Consider the following 18,780-nt stretch of genomic DNA (forward strand, 5'->3'; position numbering starts at 1 on the left):
GAGATTCAAGATTTCCCAGACCCCATCTTTTAAACACCGGAGGGGGCTACGCCCCCTACAACCCCCTCTGAGGTGAGTTAAATGAAAAAACTAAAAATCTACATTCCAGGCGTTAAATTCCCCTCGCAGGACCGGGGGGTTTCACCCCCCACGTCCTTGCCAACCCCCTCCCCCGAACGTGGGGCTTCGCCCCACATGAATCGGGAAACTACGTTTCCCGGACCCTTCCTTCTCTTTTAAACGCCGGAGGGGGCTACGCCCCCTACAACCCCCCCAAGGTGGTTTGAATGAGAAAACTCAAGATATACATCCCGGGCGTTAAGTTTCCCTCTATCTCGCTCACGGGCAACTACTGCGCACTGAACTGCGCCCACTGCGGGAGGCACTACCTCGAGGGCATGAGAAAGCCCACCAAAAAGAATCTAGTCGATTACTGCCTCGGTCTCGAGAGGGAGGGCTACACCGGCTGCCTGCTGAGCGGCGGGATGGATTCCCGTCTTAAGGTGCCATTGGACAGATACTCGGATGAAATCAGGGAGATAAAGAGGAGAACGAGCCTCAAGCTCAACGCCCACGTCGGGTTCATAGACGAGAGCGATTTGGAGTGGGTCAGGTACGTCGATGTGGTCTCCCTCGACTTCGTGGGCGATGACGACGTGATAAGGCGCGTTTACAGGATAGACAAGACCGTTGGGGACTACCTAAAAATCCTCGACCTGCTCACGGAAGCCGGCGTGAGGGTCGCACCCCACATAACAATAGGCCTCGACTTCGGGAAAATCCACTGGGAGTACCGGGCGATAGACCTGCTGATGGAGTATCCGATAGACGTCCTCGTGCTGGACGTGCTCATCCCAACGAAGGGAACCGAGATGGAGAACGCTCCAAAACCGAGCGTGGAGGATAGCCTGAAGGTCGTGAAATACGCCAGGGAGAGCTTTAGTGGGGAGCTGAGCATAGGCTGCATGAGACCCATGGGGAGATGGAGGCTTGACTTCGACAGGGGGGCGGTTTTGGCCGGCGTTGACAGGCTGACGAACCCGCCTAGAAAAGTTATCGAATGGGCAAAAAGCCTGAGGGACGTCGAGATAATCTACGAGTGCTGCGTTATGTAGGGCTCACCATTCCTCGCATCATCATAAATCAGAAAGGAGAACGCCGATCATCGCCCCGGGGCTTCACAGTTCCTCCTTAACCGTGACAAATGACACCATCGTAACCGTCTGCCCGACGCCCTTTATCTCCCTGAGCCTGTCCACGACTATCCTTCCAACGGCCTCCGAGCTCGGGGCACGCACCTTTATGAGCAGGTCCCACTCACCAGCTATTATGTGGACCTCGTAGACACCGTCGAGCGCCGCTATCCTCTCCGCCACCTCGCGCTGATTTACTCCGGAATCGGGGTCATAACGGGCGAGGATGAAGGCAGTGGTCCCGAGGTCGAGCTTTTTGTAGTCTGGCTTGACGGTGAACTTCTCGATGACGCCATCCTCGACCAGCTTTTTGATGCGGTAGTGAACGGTGGTTCGGGGTATGCCGAGCTTCTTGCTGAGCGAGGCTATGTTCTCCCTCGCGTTCTCCTTGAGCTCCTTCAACAGCCTCAAATCGGTGGCATCAAGAGTGTTTACCATCGCGACCCCCTTCGTCATTCATTCAACTATTACTGTTAACTTTGGAACATGAGGCTTATTTAAGGTTTTCCTTTAGCCACTCTGAGAATGCTTTTAAAGCCCTTCCACGATGTGATATCCTGTTCTTCTCATCCGTTGTCATTTCGGCAAAAGTTCTGTCGAATCCCTGAGGCATGAATATCGGGTCAAAGCCGAAGCCGCCGGTCCCGCGCTTCTCCCGGGTTATCTCTCCATCGACGCGGCCCGTGAACAGATGGACCTCACCGTCCCAGTAAGCTATCACGCTCCTGAAGTGCGCTTTTCTGTTATCAACACCGGCCATAAGCCGGAGGATGCCGTCTATTCCCAGGGTCCTGTAAACGTAGGCGGAGTACACGCCCGGGAAGCCCTTCAGGGCGTCAATGAACAGCCCGGAATCATCGAGGAAGAACGGGCCCTCGAGTCTCTTCGCCAGCCACCTGGCACCGTACTCCGCCACCTCCTCGAGCGTATCGGCCTGTATCTCGGGGTACTCGAACCGGAGCTGATAAACCTCAACTCCAAGGGGCTCGAAGTACTTCCTCGCCTCCTCAACCTTCCCGGGGTTAGAAGTGATGAACGCGAGCCTCATACCATCACCGGAGGAGAAGAGGGGAGGTAGGTAAAAAAGGTTGCCGGTTCTTCAGTCGATCCGGTAGCCTATCTTCTCCACGAGTTCCCTGCGCTCCCTCTTGAGCTCCTCGTCCTCTATCCTGTTGGCGGCCTTGCCGTCCACGACTCCCAGGACGCTCCGTCCCAGGTCCGTCTCTGCTACAATAACCTGGAGCGGGTTCTCGCTGGCCCCGTAGACCATAACCACTGCGGGGTGGTTCTTGACGGCGTTGAGGACGTTTATCGGGAAAGCGTTGCGCATGAGCACAACGAAGACGTGGCCCGCCCCGATTCTAAGGGCGTTCTTTGCCGCGAGCTTCTCCAGCTCCTCGTCGTTGCCGCTGAAGCGCGTCAGCTGGGGCTTCGCCTCGTTCATCGCAATCCCGAACTTTATGCCCGGAACCGTCGTTAGAAGGGTCTTGGCGAGGTCATCCACGGTGAATATGGAGAAGTTGCCCTGCCCGATTATGGCCTCGACGCCCTCCGGCTTTTCGATGTCAACGACCTCTATCTTTACCATGGTCACCACCGGAAGGATTTAATATCCCGACCGATATAACTTTTTCTCGTCCGATGAACTGGTGAGGTAAAATGACCGAACCGGTCATGTCTGAACTGGAGTTCCTGGTTGAAATCCTCGATAAGTACCCCTTGGAAAGTCTGAAGAAGATAGCCGAGAGCGAGGGGATAGACTACTATCGGCTCAAGAGACTCTACGACAAGTATTACGGGAAATACCTGACCGTGAGCGCTTCATACAACATAAAAAAGATTGGACTGAGAAGCTACATAACGTTTCTGAGCGTGCCGTCGGACAGGACCATGGAAGTCGCGCATAGACTCACGAAAAACCCCTTCATAAGCTACGCAAACCCCGCCTTCGGGTTCAAGAACGGCTTCTCCATCTTGTTCCACATTCCCGACAAGCAGAGGAAGCTCATTGGAGAGATGCTCTCAAAGTACTCGGACGACTACGAGTACTACGAGGTGAGGGTATATCCCTACAGCGGCGACGACAGCTTTGGGGACTGGTACCTGAGCCACGATTACGCGGTTCTCATGGACATCCTCAAGTGGGACGCCCGAACCCCCATAACAGAGATAGCCCGAAGGCTGGGAAAGAGCCGCCCGACAGTCAGGTATATGATAAACAGGCTCCAGGAGGAAGAGATCATCCGGGGGTTCGTTCCCCTGGTGGACGTGAACGTTCACGACAGGGCCGTTATAGGGCTGGCGAAAGATCTCGATGAAACAATTCTCGAGAGGTTCAAGGAGTACGAGGTAACGGTCGGCGTCCTTCCAGGTTACGGATACCTGCTTGAATGGTTCTTCTCCTCAAAGGAAGACCTGGGGGGCAAGATACTGGAGTTCAGCAGTTACGTGGAGAAGCTCCTCATCGAGTACATAGACCCCATTTTCAAGGAACTCAACGACAACAACCTGAGGGACAGGTATTCAAGAATGGTTAAAGAAGATGGGAGCGGATACCGCTCCATCCTGGAATTCTGACTTTTCTCTTCTCCAAGTCTCGCCCTCCAGGGCAGGGAGGATGTCAGGTCAGAGAACTATCTGGCAGTACTCTATGCCGTCTATCTCGCCGGTGGCCTGATACTCGAGGGCCCTGCAGTCGTGGCAGATGTATTTGAACGGGCACGTGCTGCAGGCCTCGATCTTATCCTTTGTCATCCTCCAGAACTCCTTGAGGCGCCTCTTCCGGAGCACCTTCTTAATCCCAACCTCCCTGGCATCCGCCACCACGTTGTTCCTGAGGAGCGGACAGGGGAGGGCGTAGCCGTCGGCCGTTATCGCGAGGGTCCCCGCCAGGCAGTCGTGGTACCTCTCGGTGGAGGGGTTAAGTATGCGCCTCAGCTCAATGACGTTGAAGTCGAGTTTCCTCGCGGAGCCGGGGTACAGGACGTCTATGTAAATCTCCCCGGGGAAGGTGGTCCTGAGGTTCCTAAGCTCATCCAGGTCGGAACCTTTGACCATAACCAGGGCACCGTGGAGCCAGTCCAGGGCCTCAAGCCGCTGGATGTTCTCCTCGCTGTACTCAAGCTCAGCGATGAAACGGACGCCCTCCATCGGCTTTACCTCGTCCAGGTCATCGAGAAGAACTACCGCGTAAACCTCGGGAACGCCTATCTCCACGGCGTATGCGGCCGTTGAAAGGAGGTACTCAACGCTGTCGTAGTTGGTCAGCCAGAGCTCGCTTCCACCAGCCTCCAGAAACTCCCCGATAAGCTCCCTGACGCGCTCGACACTCATCGGTTCGCGGCGGAGGATGAAAGAGTTGTTCCCGATGCACCCCATCGAGCGGGGGATTCCGGTCACTTCGGAGAACCTGCCCCTGCCAGCACCGAGCTGGAGTATGAGCCTCTCGAGCCTGCCGTTGTGGCGCCTGTTGCTCCAGGGGGGCTTTGCCACCGACGTTACCCTGGGGGAGAGGCCTATGCCAAAGGAATGAGCGGTATCATAAGCCACCTTCTCCACCGGACATCACCACGGGAGAATAGGGAGGAATCGTATATATACTTTTTCTATTCCGATTTTGCATACCACTAAAAGTAGTCTGCAAAAAATGGAAAATTCACGATCGCTCCAGAGGGACCGTCCTATCCCCCTCTATCCAGAACTCGCCCTCGTCGGTCACCTCCCTCTTCCACACGGGCACGCGTTTCTTTACTTCATCTATGGCCCATTCACACGCCTCAAACGCCTCCCTCCTGTGTCTCCCGCTGGCTATGATGAGTATCGTATCCTGGCCGACTTCCAGCTCCCCGTAGCGGTGCCATATAAGCATATCCAGAATGGGGAACCTCTCAATGGCCTCCTCTCTTATCCGCTCCATCTCCGCCTCCGCCATCTCCGGATAGGCCTCATATACGAGCTTCCTGACGCGCCTCCCGTGGTTTTCGTTCCGCACCTTGCCCAGGAAAAACACGTAGCCACCGGCCTCGGGAACGAGCAGGTATCCCAGTGCCTCGTTCAGGTCGAAGGGTTCCTTCGTGAGCCTCACCTTCATGCCTATCCCCCTCAGGTATAGGGCCCGGGAGATTAAAAACCGCGCGGTGGAAAGGTTTAAGTGGTTCCGACCGCAGCCTCTCCAGGTGGATGAGATGAAGAGGTACGCGCTCCTTCTCATCGTAGTTCTTCTGACCGGCGCGGTAGCGGGCTGTCTCGGAGGGGACGGCTCAAGCGTGACTCCAAGCACCACTGCGGAAAACGAGGGCACAGTCCCAACCACAACCACCGCCCCCCAGACCACCACGACGCCGAGCCGGACCGTGACCGAAACCCCCGCCGGGCCGGATGTAAACGCCCTGCTCCAGGGGGTCTCCGAGATTCGGCAGTTCACGTACACAAGCAACACCAGCCTCGAAATGCTCGTGACGATCGAGGGGAACGGCACCTCCCAGGGGGACAACGTGACCCTCCGCATACTCGAGAGGGGATACATGGACTTTGAATCCTGGAGCGCCTGGATAAACTCGACGACCGTCAGCCTGCCAGATGGGGCGAGGACCAACACATCGAGGATCGTCGTCGACAACGTCACATACATCCAGACCATCGTCGGCTGGGTGAGGACTGAAGACAGGACCGCGAGCGATATCCTCTGGAGGTACAGCATCGTCGGCCTCGCCAGGGAATACCTGAAGGAGAAGCCGAATTCAGTCGAGACCGGGGCCGTCACGAAGCTGACCTACAGCATCCCGGACTACAGGCTCAAGCCCCTCGCGATGGTTTACTTCGCGGCGTCACCCGACACCGTTGTATACGTAAAGGACGGCCAGTTGGAGCTATGGTTCAGCGATGGAAGGCTTGTCGGGGGCAGACTGAGCTTCAGCGTTAGTTCGGAGACGAACGTTGATGACCCAACCCTCGGTAAGATGACGATAAAGCAGGACGGGAAGTGGAGCGAGACATTTGAGATAGACTCGATAAACGAGAAGAGGAGCGTGAAGGAGCCATCTACCTGAGCTCAACGACGTCGAAGGTGTTGAAGGCAAGATCAACTATGAGAAGTTTGTTCAGCAGGGGCTCACCGATGCCTGTGAGGAGCTTCACGACCTCCATCGCCTGAATCGAGCCGACGACTCCGGCCGTTGCCCCCAGGATGGGGAATTTCTCCTTCTTTTTCCCTGCCCTTGGAAAGATTTCGCGCAGGCTCTTGGTGACGCCGGGCACCACGGTCGTGACCTGGCCGAAGGTACTTTCCACTGCACCGTGAACGAGGGGCACGCGATTCCGCTGGGCGTAGTCATCGAGCAGGAAGCGCGTCTCAAAGTTGTCGAGGCAGTCAACTATCACATCCACGCCCTCAAGAACCCCATCGATGTTCTCCTCGCTCAGCCTGCCGACGAACGTCTCGATTTCAATGTCGGAGTTGAAGCGCTCCAGCTTCCACCTGGCGGATAGTGGTTTCGGGTTCTTCCCTAAATCCTCCTCCCAGTGGAGTATCTGCCTGTTGAGGTTGCTGAGCTCGGGCTCCTGCTCGTCTATGAGGAGGAGCCTCCCTATCCCCGCGGCCGCGAGGTAGTAGGCGACGGGGCTTCCGAGGCCGCCGACACCGACGACGGCGACCTTTGAGCTTTTGAGCTTCTCCTGGCCCTCCGGCCCGAAGATCATTATCTGCCTGTCGTAGCGCTCTATCTCCTTTCCGCTCAGCATATCAACCACCGCTCACGGGGGGAATAGCGCCACGATGTCGCCGTCGCGGAGAACCTCGTCGAAGCGGACGTAGCGGCCGTTGCGGGAGACGTTGACGTCGGCGAGGTCGTCCTCCTCCGCGAAGACCTCGTTTCTGAGAACAGGGTGCCTCTCCTTCAGCATTTCGATGAGTTCAAGAACCGTTATCCCCTCCGGAACCTCAAGCTCCTCCTCGCCCTTCCCGACGAGGGAGCGGTAGCGGGCAAAATACCTGACCGTGACCCTCATTCACACCACCGAGAAAAGGTTGGATGGAGGGTTAAAAAGGGTTGCTGGACGGTTATGCTACCACGGCACGCTCTTCCAGCCCATCCTGTAGGCGAAGTAGTTGGCCCCCCAGTGAACGAAGGGCGAAACGACCAGGAGGAAGATTATCTGGCCCGAGTCGAGGGTTTTAACTGGATACGCGAGGGCCAGGGCCGCTATGAGAAAGCCGAGCTGGTCAAGGCCTATGGCCGGGGCCCCGCGCGGGAGGTTCGCGCGCCTCTTGAAGAAGCTCCCCACGAGGTCACCGAGAAGGGCACCGAACGAGAGCAGAAAAGCGAGCATGAGGGCGGTTTTAAGGGCCCCGTAGAAGCCCGGAGTGATGAAGTACTGAAGGAGTCCCGTGAGGGTTCCGAGGGAAACCCCACCGATGAGGCCGCGCCAGGTCTTTCCATCCCCGAACACCCTTCGGCCGTCCCTCCAGTGTCGGCCGCCGTCTATGGGCCGCCCTCCTCCGACGAGCACGGGGGAGGCGTTGGCGACGTAGGCCGGCAGTATGTACCAGAACGCCCAGAGGAGAGATGAAACGAACCCCATTATTCCACCCGTCTGGAGTACAAACCGTCGGTTTTAAAGCTACCGCTTTTCATCCGACTCGAGGCAGTTGAGAAGCCTCTCAAGGACCTCCTCATCCTCATGCTCGATCAGAAACTTCAGAATCCTCTCGGCGAGGGCGTTTCTCCCCATTGCGAACGTGATGCTTTCGCGTATTGACTCAGCCTCCTCACCTTCCTCGCCCTCGAGCTCCCGCAAAGCCCTCTCGAGGTTGGCCCTCGTCTGCTGTATGTCCTCCATTATCTTCCCGTAGTAGGCGGCCTGACGCCAGTCCCTGAGGAGCTTGGTGGCCCTGTAGTAGGCCTTCTTATCGCCGGGCTTCTTTATCCTCACCACGAGCCCTATGCGCTCCATAAACTTGAGGGCGGTGCTCACGTGGGAGAGCGAGTATCCAGTGGTCTCCGCAATCTCACCCAGGCTCATCGGCTCGCTCGCAAGGAAGAGAACCCCGTATATGTACCCGTAAAGCTCGTTGAAGCCGAAGCGTCTCGCGGCCCCGGCAAAGTGCTCCATGACTATCTTCTTGGCCTCCTCAATACCCATCGTCCGCACCTCGATTTCATCCGTCGCCTCTGACAAAAGGTTTTTAAGTTCTGCATATTTAAAACTTTCGGAAGTTTCCGAAAGTTTGGAGGTAAGCTCATGGACGTGCTCAGGGGAGCGGCGAGGGTTATAGTCAGGTACAGGGTTGCCTTCGCGCTGATAGCACTGTTTCTGCTAGTCGTCTCCATCTACGGAATGAGCCAGCTTCGCTTTGAGAGCGACCTCAGCTCAATGCTCCCAGAGGGCAATCCGGCCATAGACGACTACAACGCCCTGCAGAACGAGTTCCAGAGCGGCGACAGCACGATAATCGTGGTGAAGATAGACTCAATCGAACCGGGCGGCGTTTACGACATCCGCGACCCGCAGGTTATAGAGGCAGTTTACGAGCTGGAGCAGCGGCTCAGGGAAAGGGAGTACGTAACGGATACGATCAGCATAGCCGACGTGTACATGCAGGTCCTCGGCAGGCTTCCCCGGACGGAAGAGGAGGCCAGGTTCGTCCTCGACATGCTCCCACCCGAGCGGAGGTACTCCCTGGTCAGCAGGGACTACACGATGACGATGATACTCGTCACGATAAGCAGGGAGAAGAAAACGGAGACGCTCGTGAGGGTGTACGAGGGAATCCAGGAGGACATGGAGAGCGTCAAGTTTCCAAAGAACGTCGAGATAATCCAGACCGGGAACATAGGCATAACCTACCGCATCCTCCAGCTCCTCCAGAGCGACCTCAACAAGACCATGGCCATATCCTTCGTCCTCGTCATCGCGCTCCTGCTCTACTTCTACCGCTCCCCGGTAAAAGCTGCCATCCCCCTCATTCCCCTCGTCTTCGGAGTGGCCATGACGCTTGGATTCATGGGGCTGGCGGGCATTCCCCTAGACCTGGCGACGACCACGATAGGCGCGATGCTCATCGGTATGGGAATAGACTACGGCATCCACGTCACGAACCGCTACTACGAGGAGAGGCGCAACGGCAGGGACATCGAAGAGGCCGCGGCGGAGGCGGTCGCCGAAACGGGGAAAGCACTCCTCGGCGCGGCGCTTACGACAATAGCGGGCTTCGCGGCCATGTACCTCTCCACCCTCCCCATGCTCCACAACCTCGCAACCACACTCATCCTAGGTTTAAGTTTAGCCGCCCTCAACGCCGTTGTGATAACCCCCGCGGTCATAATCCTGGAGGAGGACGTTATGAGGAAGCTGAGGGGGCACTACGTTCCCCCGGAGGTGCGCTCGAGCTCGGGATTCATAGGAAGCGCCTTCCACTCCCTTGGGAAGGCGATAAAGGCAAGGCCCCACGCGTTTCTCGGGGCGGTTTTTCTGGTCACCCTGATCTTCGCCTACGGTGTGACCCAGGTTACAACCGAGGTGAGGCTGGAAAAGTTCATCCCCCCGGGAATGCCCGAGATAGAGGCAATCATGGACGTGAGAACCGAGTTCGGGGGCCAGGACGAGCTGTACGTGCTGGTGAGGGCGGACGACGTTAGGAACCCCGCCATCGTGAGGGCCATGTACCGCTTCGAGAATCAGGTAAAGGCGGACTCCTATTACAACGGGGTTTTCAGCTCCGAGAGCCTGGCCGACGTCGTTTACAGGCAGTACGGCTACATTCCAAATGACGATGAAAAGATAAAGGCGGCGCTGGCCTCATACCAGGGATCCGGCCTGGTCTCATCGGATTACTCAATGGCAATAATCAAGTTCACGGGGGACTTCGGCGGTGCGAGTATGGACGAGTTCAGGAGGATAATGCGCTATTTCGAGGATGAGACGGCGCTGGCCCAGGGGACGGAGTTTCCGCCCGGGGTGAAACTGGCCCTGACCGGCGATCTGTACCTGAACTACGTCCTCGACCAGCTCACCAGCGTTGAGATAAATCGCATCTCCACCTACGGAACGATCTTCGTTGTCCTCATCGTCATGCTTCTCTTCAGAAGAATCCGGGTGGCCCTGGCAATGATAACCCCCATGTTCCTCGGGGCGCTCTGGACCGTGGGCTTCATGGGGCTCGCGGGTATCCCCTTCACCCAGAGCCTCGCGGGGGTTATATCCATGATAGTCGGCCTGGGCGTCGATTACGGCATGCACCTCACCCACCGCTTCCTGGAGGAGATGAACGAGGGCAGCACGCGGCCGATAGTCACGGCCGTAGGAAGCGTCGGACCGGGCATACTCGCCGGCGCGCTGACGACCGCGGGAGGATTTCTGGCGCTCCTCGCGGGCGAGCTTCCAACGATACACGACTTCGGGGTCACCCTGGCCTTTGGAATATTCGCCTCGATGATGGCCGCGTACCTCGTCACGCCCGCGCTGCTGCAGGTCTTCTACGGACGGAATATCGGAGGTGATAGGGAATGAAAAAGGCCGCGTTCATGGTCATTTTAATGCTCATTCTCCCTCTGGGAGGAAAGCTTGCCCTTGCAACGTACGAGGCCCTCCTTTTCGACGGATACATGGATAAAGGGGAATCGATCCTGGTGGGGCCCCTCGTGATAACCCTGGTAGACACGACGGTCAACTACACCACGGGGGATGAATACGCACTGTTCATAATAACAAAGGACGGTCAGCTAATCGGAGGAAAGTACGTCACCATATACGTCCCGGATCCAGAAAAGATGGCACGTCTTCTGGCAAATCCAGAGTTCCTGGTGGCCCTGGCCGAGACCCAGGGCTATGACGTGGAGGAGTGCGCGGGATACGTGAACGACACCGCGGAGTTCAACGCCTGCCTGCTGGCCAACGCCTACGGCTTTTACCAGTGGCTCAACCACGCGTCCCCCGAGGAGATAGCAAAGGCGGTTATGCAGACCATAGACGAACATCCGGAGCTCGGAATAACGAAGGAGGACGTTACCAAACCGATAACATACCCCGAATCGATGCCGATCAAAGAGGGCGATACCGTGGAGTTCATGGTGGACAACAGAACGGTCACGCTGAGCGTTCCCGAGGTTTACCCCAACGTCGCCAGGGTGATTGTGAACGGACCTTCCCAGTGGAAGGGAGCCACTGCCCCCGGAAACATCGTATCAACCGTCAGGATCACGGAATACGTATATCCCGGGGACACAGCGACGGTGGAGGTGACGCTGAAGAACGAGGGCGCCACGAAGGCCAGATACGTTAACGTCTTCGTATCCCCCGAACCGATAGCGTTCAACAACACGCCTTCCCTCGCCAGCGGTCTCTCCGCAGTTCTCTCCCAGGGCAAGTTCTCTCAGGAGGTCTTCTATCCAAAGTGGAGCTCGGTCCAGTACGTGGAGTACATCGAACCCAAGGGAAGCACCACGCTGACCTTCAAGATTAGGGTAAACCCCAACGCAGACATCGGGATATACCCCGTGTACGTGGGCATCATCTACTTCACCGGCGTGGGAGAAAACATGCGTATGGTTCAGTCATACAACGTGGTCGCGCTGAGGATATACCAGAAGCGCAGTGCGTTCGTTGAGATAACCCGGGTCGAGACGGAACCGATGGAGATAAGCCCTGGGGACACATTCACCGTGCGCTTCACCCTTGAGAACCCCGGTGCCGAGCCGGTTAAGGCCCTCAGCCTGAAGATAAGCTCATACAAAGTGCCCGTCCAGGGAGAGATAAAGAACGTTGACCTCTCGGCACTCTCGCAGCTTCCGCTGCAGGGGAGCGAGCAGCTCAGCGGAAGCCTTCAGGACGCGCTCAATCAGATAATGGCCCAGCTCGCCAGGCAGAACATAGAGGCATTCCTGCCCATTGGAGAGGACAACGTGAAATATGTAGCTGAACTTCAGCCCGGGGAAAATGCAACAGTGGAGTTCAGAATCAAGGCCAACGAGAGACTGGAGAACGGGGTATACCCTCTCAGGATAGAGCTGAAGTACCTCACAGAACCGAGCGAGGAGGAGATAACCGACGAAAGGCTGGTCGGGATAGACGTAACCGGAAGGGCACAACTGATACTCTCCAGGGTATCAACGTCGCCCGGCAAGATAATCCCCGGGACTGACAACGTTGAGGTCGACTTCCAGGTGGACAACGTCGGAACCGGAACTGCCAGGACGATAATAATAAAGCCAATGCCGGAATGGCCCTTCTCGCTCAGCGAGAGCAGCGAACAGGTAATTGGTCTGGGGAGCCTCGGAAAGGGCGACTCCGCGCAGTCATCGTTCAAGATAAACGTCGCCAACAACGCCAGTTCGGGAACCTACGAGATACCGCTGCTCGTGACCTACACCAACGACCTCGGTATAACAAAGAATGTCACGCTCAAGGTTCCGGTCATAATCGGCGCGAAGCCGAACATCGAGGTGGTAGGAGTACGCTTCGACCCCGAACCCCTCCAGGGGGAGACCGTCAACGTCTACGTCAAGCTGAAGAACACCGGCGGCGAGAAGGCCACGAGCGTTCTCATCGAGGGCGTCGTGAAGGCGGACCAGCCCTTCAGCCTCGACAAGAGAACGGATTACATCGGAGATCTCGCCCCGGGGGCGGTCGGGGAAGGAGTGATAGTCCTCAAGATAGACAAGAACGCGATACCCAAGGACTACAGCATAGGATTGAGGATAAGGGCCGTCGGCGACCCCAACCAGGGGGACGACAACGTCTACGTCTTCGAGAGAACCGTCGTCATGACCGTGGGGGAGAACACGAAGACCGAGAGCAACCTCAGAAACCTGGCGATCGCCATCGGGGCCCTTGTGGTTGTGGTGGTGCTCTACACGTACATGAGGGGCCGGAAAAAGTGAGCGGGAAACATTTAAACGACCTTTGAAGAAAGAAAGAACACGGTGGGAAAATGAAACTCAGATACATAATCCTCGGACTGGCACTGGTCTTCATCGTATGGATCGGGTACGTTGCCTACGCGGCCTACACCATCAACCCCCGAATCAGCGCGCAGTGGGGCTACGTGGACGAGAAGACGACGGAGATATGGGTGGATGCAAAGCTGAGCAAGCCCCTCCTGGTTCCGGCCTCAATGGAAGAGCTCAGCATAGAGTTCACTGGCATCCCCGTGGCGAGGGTGGCAAGGTTCGAATACGGGGCGACAAAGACGGACGTGAGCCTCGTCCTTTCAATAGACAACCACAACCTCGTGCGCTCCCTCGTGAACTACATGGACAACGGGCAGAGCGGCACGATGGTGATCCTCCTCCAGGGCCGGCTGCTTGGAATAATCCCAATCAAGACCGACATAAGGCAGGGGGTAAGCGAGAACGTGCTGGCGTACCTCAACTTCACCGCGGAGAGCAAGGAGCTCGCCGGCGGGCTGGTGAAAACTCCAGCACTGGTTGAGACGACCTTCGACTGGGCAGGGGAGGAGAACGGAAGGGCCAAGCTGGTGGCACACATGAGGTTCCACAACCCCAACGCCTTTCCGATTCCAATTGGCAACGTGAGCTTCGACGCCTACGCCAACGACGTCAAGATAGGCGATGGGAGGACGGCCAAGGTGACCGTAATCCCCGCCAACGGCTACGCGACCGTCGACGTCGAAACCTACATCGAGGAAGACTCCCTGCCGAAGGTCTGGGAGACGCACATCAAGAACGGCGAGGTGAGCAAGGTCAGGGCGGATATATTCCTCGACCTGAACGTCATGGACCGGCACTACAGCGTGAAACTCGCCAGCTACGAGGAAACCGTCAAGACTGACATAATGGGCGAGCTCAACAGGCTCCTCGGAAATATGCTCGGATGAAAGTTTTTAAGGGGCCTTTCTTTTTCCATTTCTGGTGAGAAAAATGAACGTGAGAGAGATTCACGAGTTCCTCAACGAGATGTGGGAGAACATATTCACCCTCAACGAAGAGCTCAAGCTCGAGCTCCCAAAGGAGGGCTTTAAGGTTGAAGACGTCGAGGAGGCCTTCGGTGCCTACATCTTCCTGGACGGCGAGTGGAGGCTCATGAAGTACCCCCACCCGGCCTTCGAGATAAAGCCCCAGATAGAGGTCGGGGCCACGCCAGAGAGCTATTACTTCGTCGTCGCGGTTCCGAGGGAGAGGATAAGCGAGAACTTCGTGGGCCTGTTCGTTGAGATATTTCCAAGGAGCTTCATATACGGCGCCCAGGACTTCCTCAGCGACGTATACAACTGGAGGCGCGACGGAAGGGTCTCTCCAAGGGAGATACTTGAGAAGATTGAAGCCAGCGATGAGAGGCTCTTTCAGTTCGAGGCGAACTTCGGGAGCGCCGGGGCGCTGAAGCAGGGGATTCTGAGGCTGATAGACCTCGGGAAGCGCTTTGAAATCTTCGACCTCTGAGGTGTGGCTATGGTTGAGGGCTACGAGGAAGCTTTTCCAGAGGAGCTGAGGGAGTACTACCGGAGGCTCTTCGGGAGCGAAGCGGAGGAGATAATGGCCTCGCTCAGAACACCGGTGGAGAAGTACTACATCCGCGTGAACACGCTGAAGACGAGCAGGCAGAAGCTCATGGGGATACTCAGGAAGGAGGGCCTCAAGCCGAAGCGAAGCCCCTACCTGAAGGAGGGCATATACTTCGAGAGGGAGGGCCCGAACTTCCCCGACGACTACGAGCCCGGTCTTCCGGTCGTCCGCGCCAACAAGTTCGCGAGCGAGAGTGTCTATCAGGGCGCGATGCTCTACGCTCCCGGCGTTCTCCAGGCGGACAAAAAAATCAAACCAGGGGATGAAGTCGAGATACGCGACCCCAGGAGACTTCTCGTCGGAATAGGCATCGCCAGAATGAGCGCCAAGGAAATGGTTGTCTCGACAAGGGGACTGGCGGTTGAGGTGACTTTGCCGAAGTTCAAACTGCCAAGTCTGAGCGAGCTGGAGTCCTTCAAGGAGGGCCTCTTCTATGCCCAGAGCCTGCCATCCATGGTGGTCGCCCACGTTCTTGAGCCGAGCGAGGAGGAGCTAATAATCGACATGGCAGCAGCACCGGGCGGAAAGACGAGCCACATAGCCCAGCTGATGCAGAACAGGGGCGAGATAATAGCCATAGACAAGTCCAGAAACAGGCTCAAAAAGATGGAGGAGGAGCTCAAAAGGCTCGGCGTGAAGAACGTTAAGTTAATCCACATGGACTCGCGGAAACTTCCCGAGCTGGGAATCCAGGCGGACAAGATACTCCTGGATGCACCGTGCACGGCCCTTGGCATAAGGCCAAAGCTGTGGGAGAGCAGGACGCCGAGGGACATAGAGGCAACGGCCCGCTACCAGAGGCACTTCATCAACGCGGCCATAAAATCCCTCAGGAGGGGCGGCGTTCTCGTCTACTCCACCTGCACGCTTAGCTACGAGGAGAACGAGGCCAACGTGAAGTACATCCTCGGCAAAGGTTTAAAGCTCAAAGAGCAGAGCATCTTTATAGGTTCGAGCGGTATGGGTATGGATAAGGTTCAGAGGTTCTACCCCAACAGGCACCTGACCCAGGGCTTCTTCATAGCCCGCTTTAGGAAGGTGTAGGCATGGACTGGAAGAAGTACTCCCTCCTGGGCCTCGGCCTGCTCATAATAATCCTCCTGGTCTGGTGGGCAGGCCTAGAGGACGTTATAGAGATACTCAAAACAGCAAGGCTCGACTACTTCCTCCTGGCGGTTCTGGCTTACATCGCCGCCGTCATCATGTGGGCGCTGCGCTGGCGCGTTCTGCTGAAGAGCCTGGGAATAAACGCCCCGTTCCGGACGATAATAGGCGGACTCTTCGTCGGCATCTTCATAAACAACGTGACCCCAGGAGCCAGGGGCGGAGGCGAGCCGGTCAGGATGTACTACATCTCCAAGCACACGAAGCAGCCCTACGGCCACGTCTTCGCCACCATCATGATGGACAGGATAATGGACGTCATCCCGGTCGTCGTCATGCTCCTCCTCGCGACGGTCTACGTCTACAACCTCGGCTCGTTCTCGCTCACGCTGACGCTGCTTCTCCTCGATGTATTCTTCGCCATAATAACCCTTGCCACCGTTGGAATACTCCTGAGCGAGAAGAAGACCAAGGGCATTCTCTACTGGTTCTACCGCCTATTCGGGAGGATAATGCCCAAGAAAGCCAAGAAGTACGAGGAGAAGTTCGTCCACGCGGTGGAGGTGAGCGTTCCCCAGTTCCAGGAGAACTTCAAGCTCCTGATGAGGCACAAGGTGGCCTTCACGCTGTCGCTGGTTTACTCCTTCGCCTTCTGGTTCCTCGTCCTGCTCCGCTCCTACTTCATCTTTATCAGCATAAACAGCCCGATAAAGCTCCTCGACGTCATGGTCGTCCAGATGATAGGCATAGTGGTGGGAATGTTCATGATAATCCCGGGCGGAGCGGGGATAATAGAGGCCATAAACTCGGCTGTTTACGTTCTCCTCGGCATAAACAAGGAGATAGCGGTAACCGCGACGCTGTTGGAGAGGCTGATATCCTACTGGGCGCCGACTGCGATAGGGGCCGGGGTAATGACCCACTTCGGCATCAAGGTGAGCCAGGACAGGAAAAAGCTGGAAGCGGAGGACGACAAGGATATAAACGATGAACCCCAATAACGGGTTTGACGGTGTACATCATGGACTGGAAGAAAGCGGTTTTTTTCATAGGAGCGCTCATAGTCATAGGCGCCCTCATCAACTGGGCGGGGGCCCAGGGAATAGCTGAAATCCTCAGGGACTCGGATATCAAGTACTTCCTCCTCGCCATCCTCGTTTACGTTCTCACCCTCGTTGCCTGGGCGCTACGCTGGAAGGTTCTCCTCAAGGGGCTCGGGATAAAGGCCCCGTTCAGAGCGGTTTTCTCGGCCATATTCGTCGGGATGTTCTTCAACAACATCAGCCCCGGTGCCAAGGGGCTGGGCGAGTTCATAAGGGTTTACTACCTCGCGAAGAGGGTGAAGAGCCCCTACGGGCCGATGACGGCGAGCGTCATGATGGACAGAATCCTTGACCTTGCGCCGATAGCCGTGATGATGGTCATGGCGACGCTCCACGTTTACAGGCTCGGCGAGACCGGCCTCACGATCCTGATCATAATCCTCGACGCCGTACTGATGGGATTCTCCATCCTGGTCATATGGCTCCTCATGAACGAGACCAAGGCACCGAAGGCAGTATGGTGGATTTACCGCCTCTACCACCGAATCTCCTCTGGAAGGGCCGAGAAACGCAGGGACTCCTTCCAGAACATCGCGGACGTGACAATTCCGCGGCTCCAGTCGGACTTCAAGGAACTCTCAAAGGACAAAATGTCAACCGCCGCGGCCCTCTTCCATTCCTTCGTTTACTGGGGGCTGACCATACTCCGGTACTACCTCGTCTTCCTTGCAATACGCTATCCGATAGCCCCCGTGGACATAACCGTCGTTCTGGTAGTGTCCATGGTCGTCGGCATGTTCGCGATAGTGCCCGGTGGGGCAGGGATAATAGAGGCCGTAAATTCGGCCGTCTTCATCGCCCTCGGAATTGACCCGGAATACGCAGTTACCGGAGTCATCCTTGAGAGGCTGATATCCTACTGGGGGCCGACGGTTATAGGGTCCTTCGTGACCGCCGATTACAAAGCCGAGATTCCGGAGGAGGAGCTCCCACTTCCCGCCCCGGATGAGGAAACATTGAAGAAGGAAATGAAAGAGAAGGAGGAAAACGAACCATGAAGTTCGGGATAGTGGCCAGGAGGGACAAGAAGGCCGCACTCAAGCTCGCCTACCGCGTCTACGACTTCCTAAAGGTCAGCGGGTACGACGTCTGCGTGGACGGCGAGACCCACAGCCACCTGCGGGAATTTGAGGAAGCAGACGTCTGCCCGCTCGAGGACTTCGACGTGGACTTCATCATCGTTATCGGCGGCGACGGGACCATACTGCGGGTCGAGCACAGGACAAAACGGGAGATACCTATCCTCGGAATAAACATGGGTACGCTGGGATTCCTCACGGAGGTCGAGCCCCACGAGGCTTTTTTTGCCCTCAGCAAGCTCATAGAGGGGGACTACCACATAGACGAACGCATAAAGCTGAGGACCTACCTCAACGGGGAGAACACCGTTCCAGACGCCCTCAACGAGGTGGCGATTCTGACGGGAATCCCGGGAAAGATAATCCACCTCAGGTACTACATCGATGGGGGACTGGCGGACGAAATCCGGGCCGACGGCCTGATAGTCTCGACGCCAACGGGCTCGACAGGCTACTCGATGAGCGCCGGCGGTCCCTTCGTTGACCCGAGGCTGGACGTGATCGTCATAGCCCCACTCGCCCCCATAGCACTGAGCTCCAGGCCGATGATAGTCCCATCCTACAGCACGATAGACGTGAGGAACCTCGCCCTCGAGAGGGAGATAATACTCGCCATAGATGGCCAGTTCTACACCTACCTGAAACCGGAGACAGAGATAACGATAAAGCTCTCACCCAGGAGAACAAAGTTCGTGCGCTTCACGGACGAGGTCTATCCAAAGTACACCGTAAGGCTGAAAAACAGGTTTTAGCCCCTGGCAGGCAACTCCCCAAATCCCTTCAA

The 18,780-nt window shown here is 56.8% G+C and carries 20 protein-coding genes; 11 read left to right on the forward strand and 9 right to left on the reverse strand.

Translation table 11 applies throughout. The features are described 5' to 3' along the window. Positions 1-287: 287 nt before the first annotated feature. Complete coding sequence (locus FH039_RS00505) at positions 288-1,115, forward strand: radical SAM protein (RefSeq protein ID WP_139679788.1); 828 nt, start codon at positions 288-290, stop codon at positions 1,113-1,115. Between the two features lie 63 nt (positions 1,116-1,178). Here the strand turns inward: FH039_RS00505 and FH039_RS00510 are convergent, their stop codons facing one another. The 3 genes from FH039_RS00510 to FH039_RS00520 are packed head-to-tail and all read right to left on the reverse strand — an operon-like array spanning position 1,179 to position 2,781. Then, positions 1,179-1,631, reverse strand: a complete 453-nt coding sequence (locus FH039_RS00510; protein ID WP_139681516.1) for an Lrp/AsnC family transcriptional regulator — start codon at positions 1,629-1,631, stop codon at positions 1,179-1,181. Positions 1,632-1,686: 55 nt separating this feature from the next. After that, positions 1,687-2,241 (reverse strand): XTP/dITP diphosphatase, encoded by a 555-nt coding sequence (locus FH039_RS00515; RefSeq protein WP_139679789.1) that lies wholly within the window; start codon positions 2,239-2,241, stop codon positions 1,687-1,689. A 51-nt stretch (positions 2,242-2,292) separates the two neighbouring features. Continuing rightward, complete coding sequence (locus FH039_RS00520; protein ID WP_014013047.1) at positions 2,293-2,781, reverse strand: adenosine-specific kinase; 489 nt, start codon at positions 2,779-2,781, stop codon at positions 2,293-2,295. Positions 2,782-2,852: 71 nt separating this feature from the next. On the opposite strand from FH039_RS00520, the gene FH039_RS00525 reads away from it, so the two are divergent. Then, complete coding sequence (locus tag FH039_RS00525) at positions 2,853-3,770, forward strand: Lrp/AsnC family transcriptional regulator (RefSeq protein ID WP_139679790.1); 918 nt, start codon at positions 2,853-2,855, stop codon at positions 3,768-3,770. A 48-nt stretch (positions 3,771-3,818) separates the two neighbouring features. On the opposite strand, the gene FH039_RS00530 is transcribed toward FH039_RS00525, so the two are convergent. Next, positions 3,819-4,751, reverse strand: a complete 933-nt coding sequence (locus FH039_RS00530; RefSeq protein ID WP_139679791.1) for an SPASM domain-containing protein — start codon at positions 4,749-4,751, stop codon at positions 3,819-3,821. Between the two features lie 97 nt (positions 4,752-4,848). Next, the gene (locus FH039_RS00535; protein ID WP_139679792.1) at positions 4,849-5,283 is read right to left on the reverse strand and encodes a molybdenum cofactor biosynthesis protein MoaE; all 435 of its coding nucleotides are present in this window, start codon (positions 5,281-5,283) and stop codon (positions 4,849-4,851) included. 94 nt (positions 5,284-5,377) lie between these two features. On the opposite strand from FH039_RS00535, the gene FH039_RS00540 reads away from it, so the two are divergent. Further along, the gene (locus FH039_RS00540) at positions 5,378-6,241 is read left to right on the forward strand and encodes a hypothetical protein (protein WP_139681517.1); all 864 of its coding nucleotides are present in this window, start codon (positions 5,378-5,380) and stop codon (positions 6,239-6,241) included. Here the strand turns inward: FH039_RS00540 and FH039_RS00545 are convergent. The 4 genes from FH039_RS00545 to FH039_RS00560 are packed head-to-tail and all read right to left on the reverse strand — an operon-like array spanning position 6,234 to position 8,333. Beyond that, positions 6,234-6,932, reverse strand: a complete 699-nt coding sequence (locus tag FH039_RS00545) for a ThiF family adenylyltransferase (protein WP_139679793.1) — start codon at positions 6,930-6,932, stop codon at positions 6,234-6,236. The genes FH039_RS00540 and FH039_RS00545 overlap by 8 nt on opposite strands. Positions 6,933-6,944: 12 nt before the next feature. Next, positions 6,945-7,199 carry a ubiquitin-like small modifier protein 1 gene (locus tag FH039_RS00550; RefSeq protein ID WP_139679794.1) on the reverse strand — a complete coding sequence of 85 codons (255 nt, stop codon included), beginning with the start codon at positions 7,197-7,199 and terminating at the stop codon, positions 6,945-6,947. Between the two features lie 57 nt (positions 7,200-7,256). Beyond that, on the reverse strand, positions 7,257-7,772 hold the full coding sequence (locus FH039_RS00555; protein WP_139679795.1) for a CDP-2,3-bis-(O-geranylgeranyl)-sn-glycerol synthase: 516 nt from the start codon (positions 7,770-7,772) through the stop codon (positions 7,257-7,259). A 39-nt stretch (positions 7,773-7,811) separates the two neighbouring features. Continuing rightward, positions 7,812-8,333: a GbsR/MarR family transcriptional regulator gene (locus tag FH039_RS00560; protein ID WP_139681519.1), complete on the reverse strand. Its 522-nt coding sequence runs from the start codon at positions 8,331-8,333 to the stop codon at positions 7,812-7,814. Positions 8,334-8,432: 99 nt separating this feature from the next. On the opposite strand from FH039_RS00560, the gene FH039_RS00565 reads away from it, so the two are divergent. From FH039_RS00565 to FH039_RS00600, 8 genes are read left to right on the forward strand one after another with little or no spacing between them, the layout of a single operon-like run. After that, a complete protein-coding gene (locus FH039_RS00565; RefSeq protein ID WP_206206156.1) occupies positions 8,433-10,700 on the forward strand; it encodes a hydrophobe/amphiphile efflux-3 (HAE3) family transporter in 2,268 nt (755 codons plus the stop codon). Beyond that, entirely contained in the window at positions 10,697-13,069 is a 2,373-nt protein-coding gene (locus tag FH039_RS00570) for a COG1361 S-layer family protein (protein ID WP_139679796.1), read from the forward strand. The genes FH039_RS00565 and FH039_RS00570 overlap by 4 nt, the downstream gene beginning before the upstream one ends. Positions 13,070-13,119: 50 nt before the next feature. Continuing rightward, on the forward strand, positions 13,120-14,025 hold the full coding sequence (locus tag FH039_RS00575) for an LEA type 2 family protein (RefSeq protein WP_139679797.1): 906 nt from the start codon (positions 13,120-13,122) through the stop codon (positions 14,023-14,025). Between the two features lie 43 nt (positions 14,026-14,068). Continuing rightward, the gene (locus tag FH039_RS00580) at positions 14,069-14,587 is read left to right on the forward strand and encodes a DUF3201 domain-containing protein (protein WP_139681520.1); all 519 of its coding nucleotides are present in this window, start codon (positions 14,069-14,071) and stop codon (positions 14,585-14,587) included. A gap of 9 nt (positions 14,588-14,596) precedes the next feature. Next, positions 14,597-15,754, forward strand: coding sequence for an RsmB/NOP family class I SAM-dependent RNA methyltransferase (locus FH039_RS00585; protein ID WP_139679798.1), 1,158 nt, complete (start codon positions 14,597-14,599; stop codon positions 15,752-15,754). Positions 15,755-15,756: 2 nt separating this feature from the next. Next, positions 15,757-16,815: a lysylphosphatidylglycerol synthase transmembrane domain-containing protein gene (locus tag FH039_RS00590; protein WP_139679799.1), complete on the forward strand. Its 1,059-nt coding sequence runs from the start codon at positions 15,757-15,759 to the stop codon at positions 16,813-16,815. 20 nt (positions 16,816-16,835) lie between these two features. Further along, positions 16,836-17,915 carry a lysylphosphatidylglycerol synthase transmembrane domain-containing protein gene (locus tag FH039_RS00595; RefSeq protein ID WP_139679800.1) on the forward strand — a complete coding sequence of 360 codons (1,080 nt, stop codon included), beginning with the start codon at positions 16,836-16,838 and terminating at the stop codon, positions 17,913-17,915. Further along, a complete protein-coding gene (locus FH039_RS00600) occupies positions 17,912-18,748 on the forward strand; it encodes an NAD(+) kinase (protein ID WP_139679801.1) in 837 nt (278 codons plus the stop codon). Before FH039_RS00595 ends, FH039_RS00600 begins: the two co-directional genes overlap by 4 nt. Positions 18,749-18,780: the final 32 nt, after the last annotated feature.

Source organism: Thermococcus indicus (genome assembly GCF_006274605.1).
Taxonomy (GTDB): domain Archaea; phylum Methanobacteriota_B; class Thermococci; order Thermococcales; family Thermococcaceae; genus Thermococcus; species Thermococcus indicus.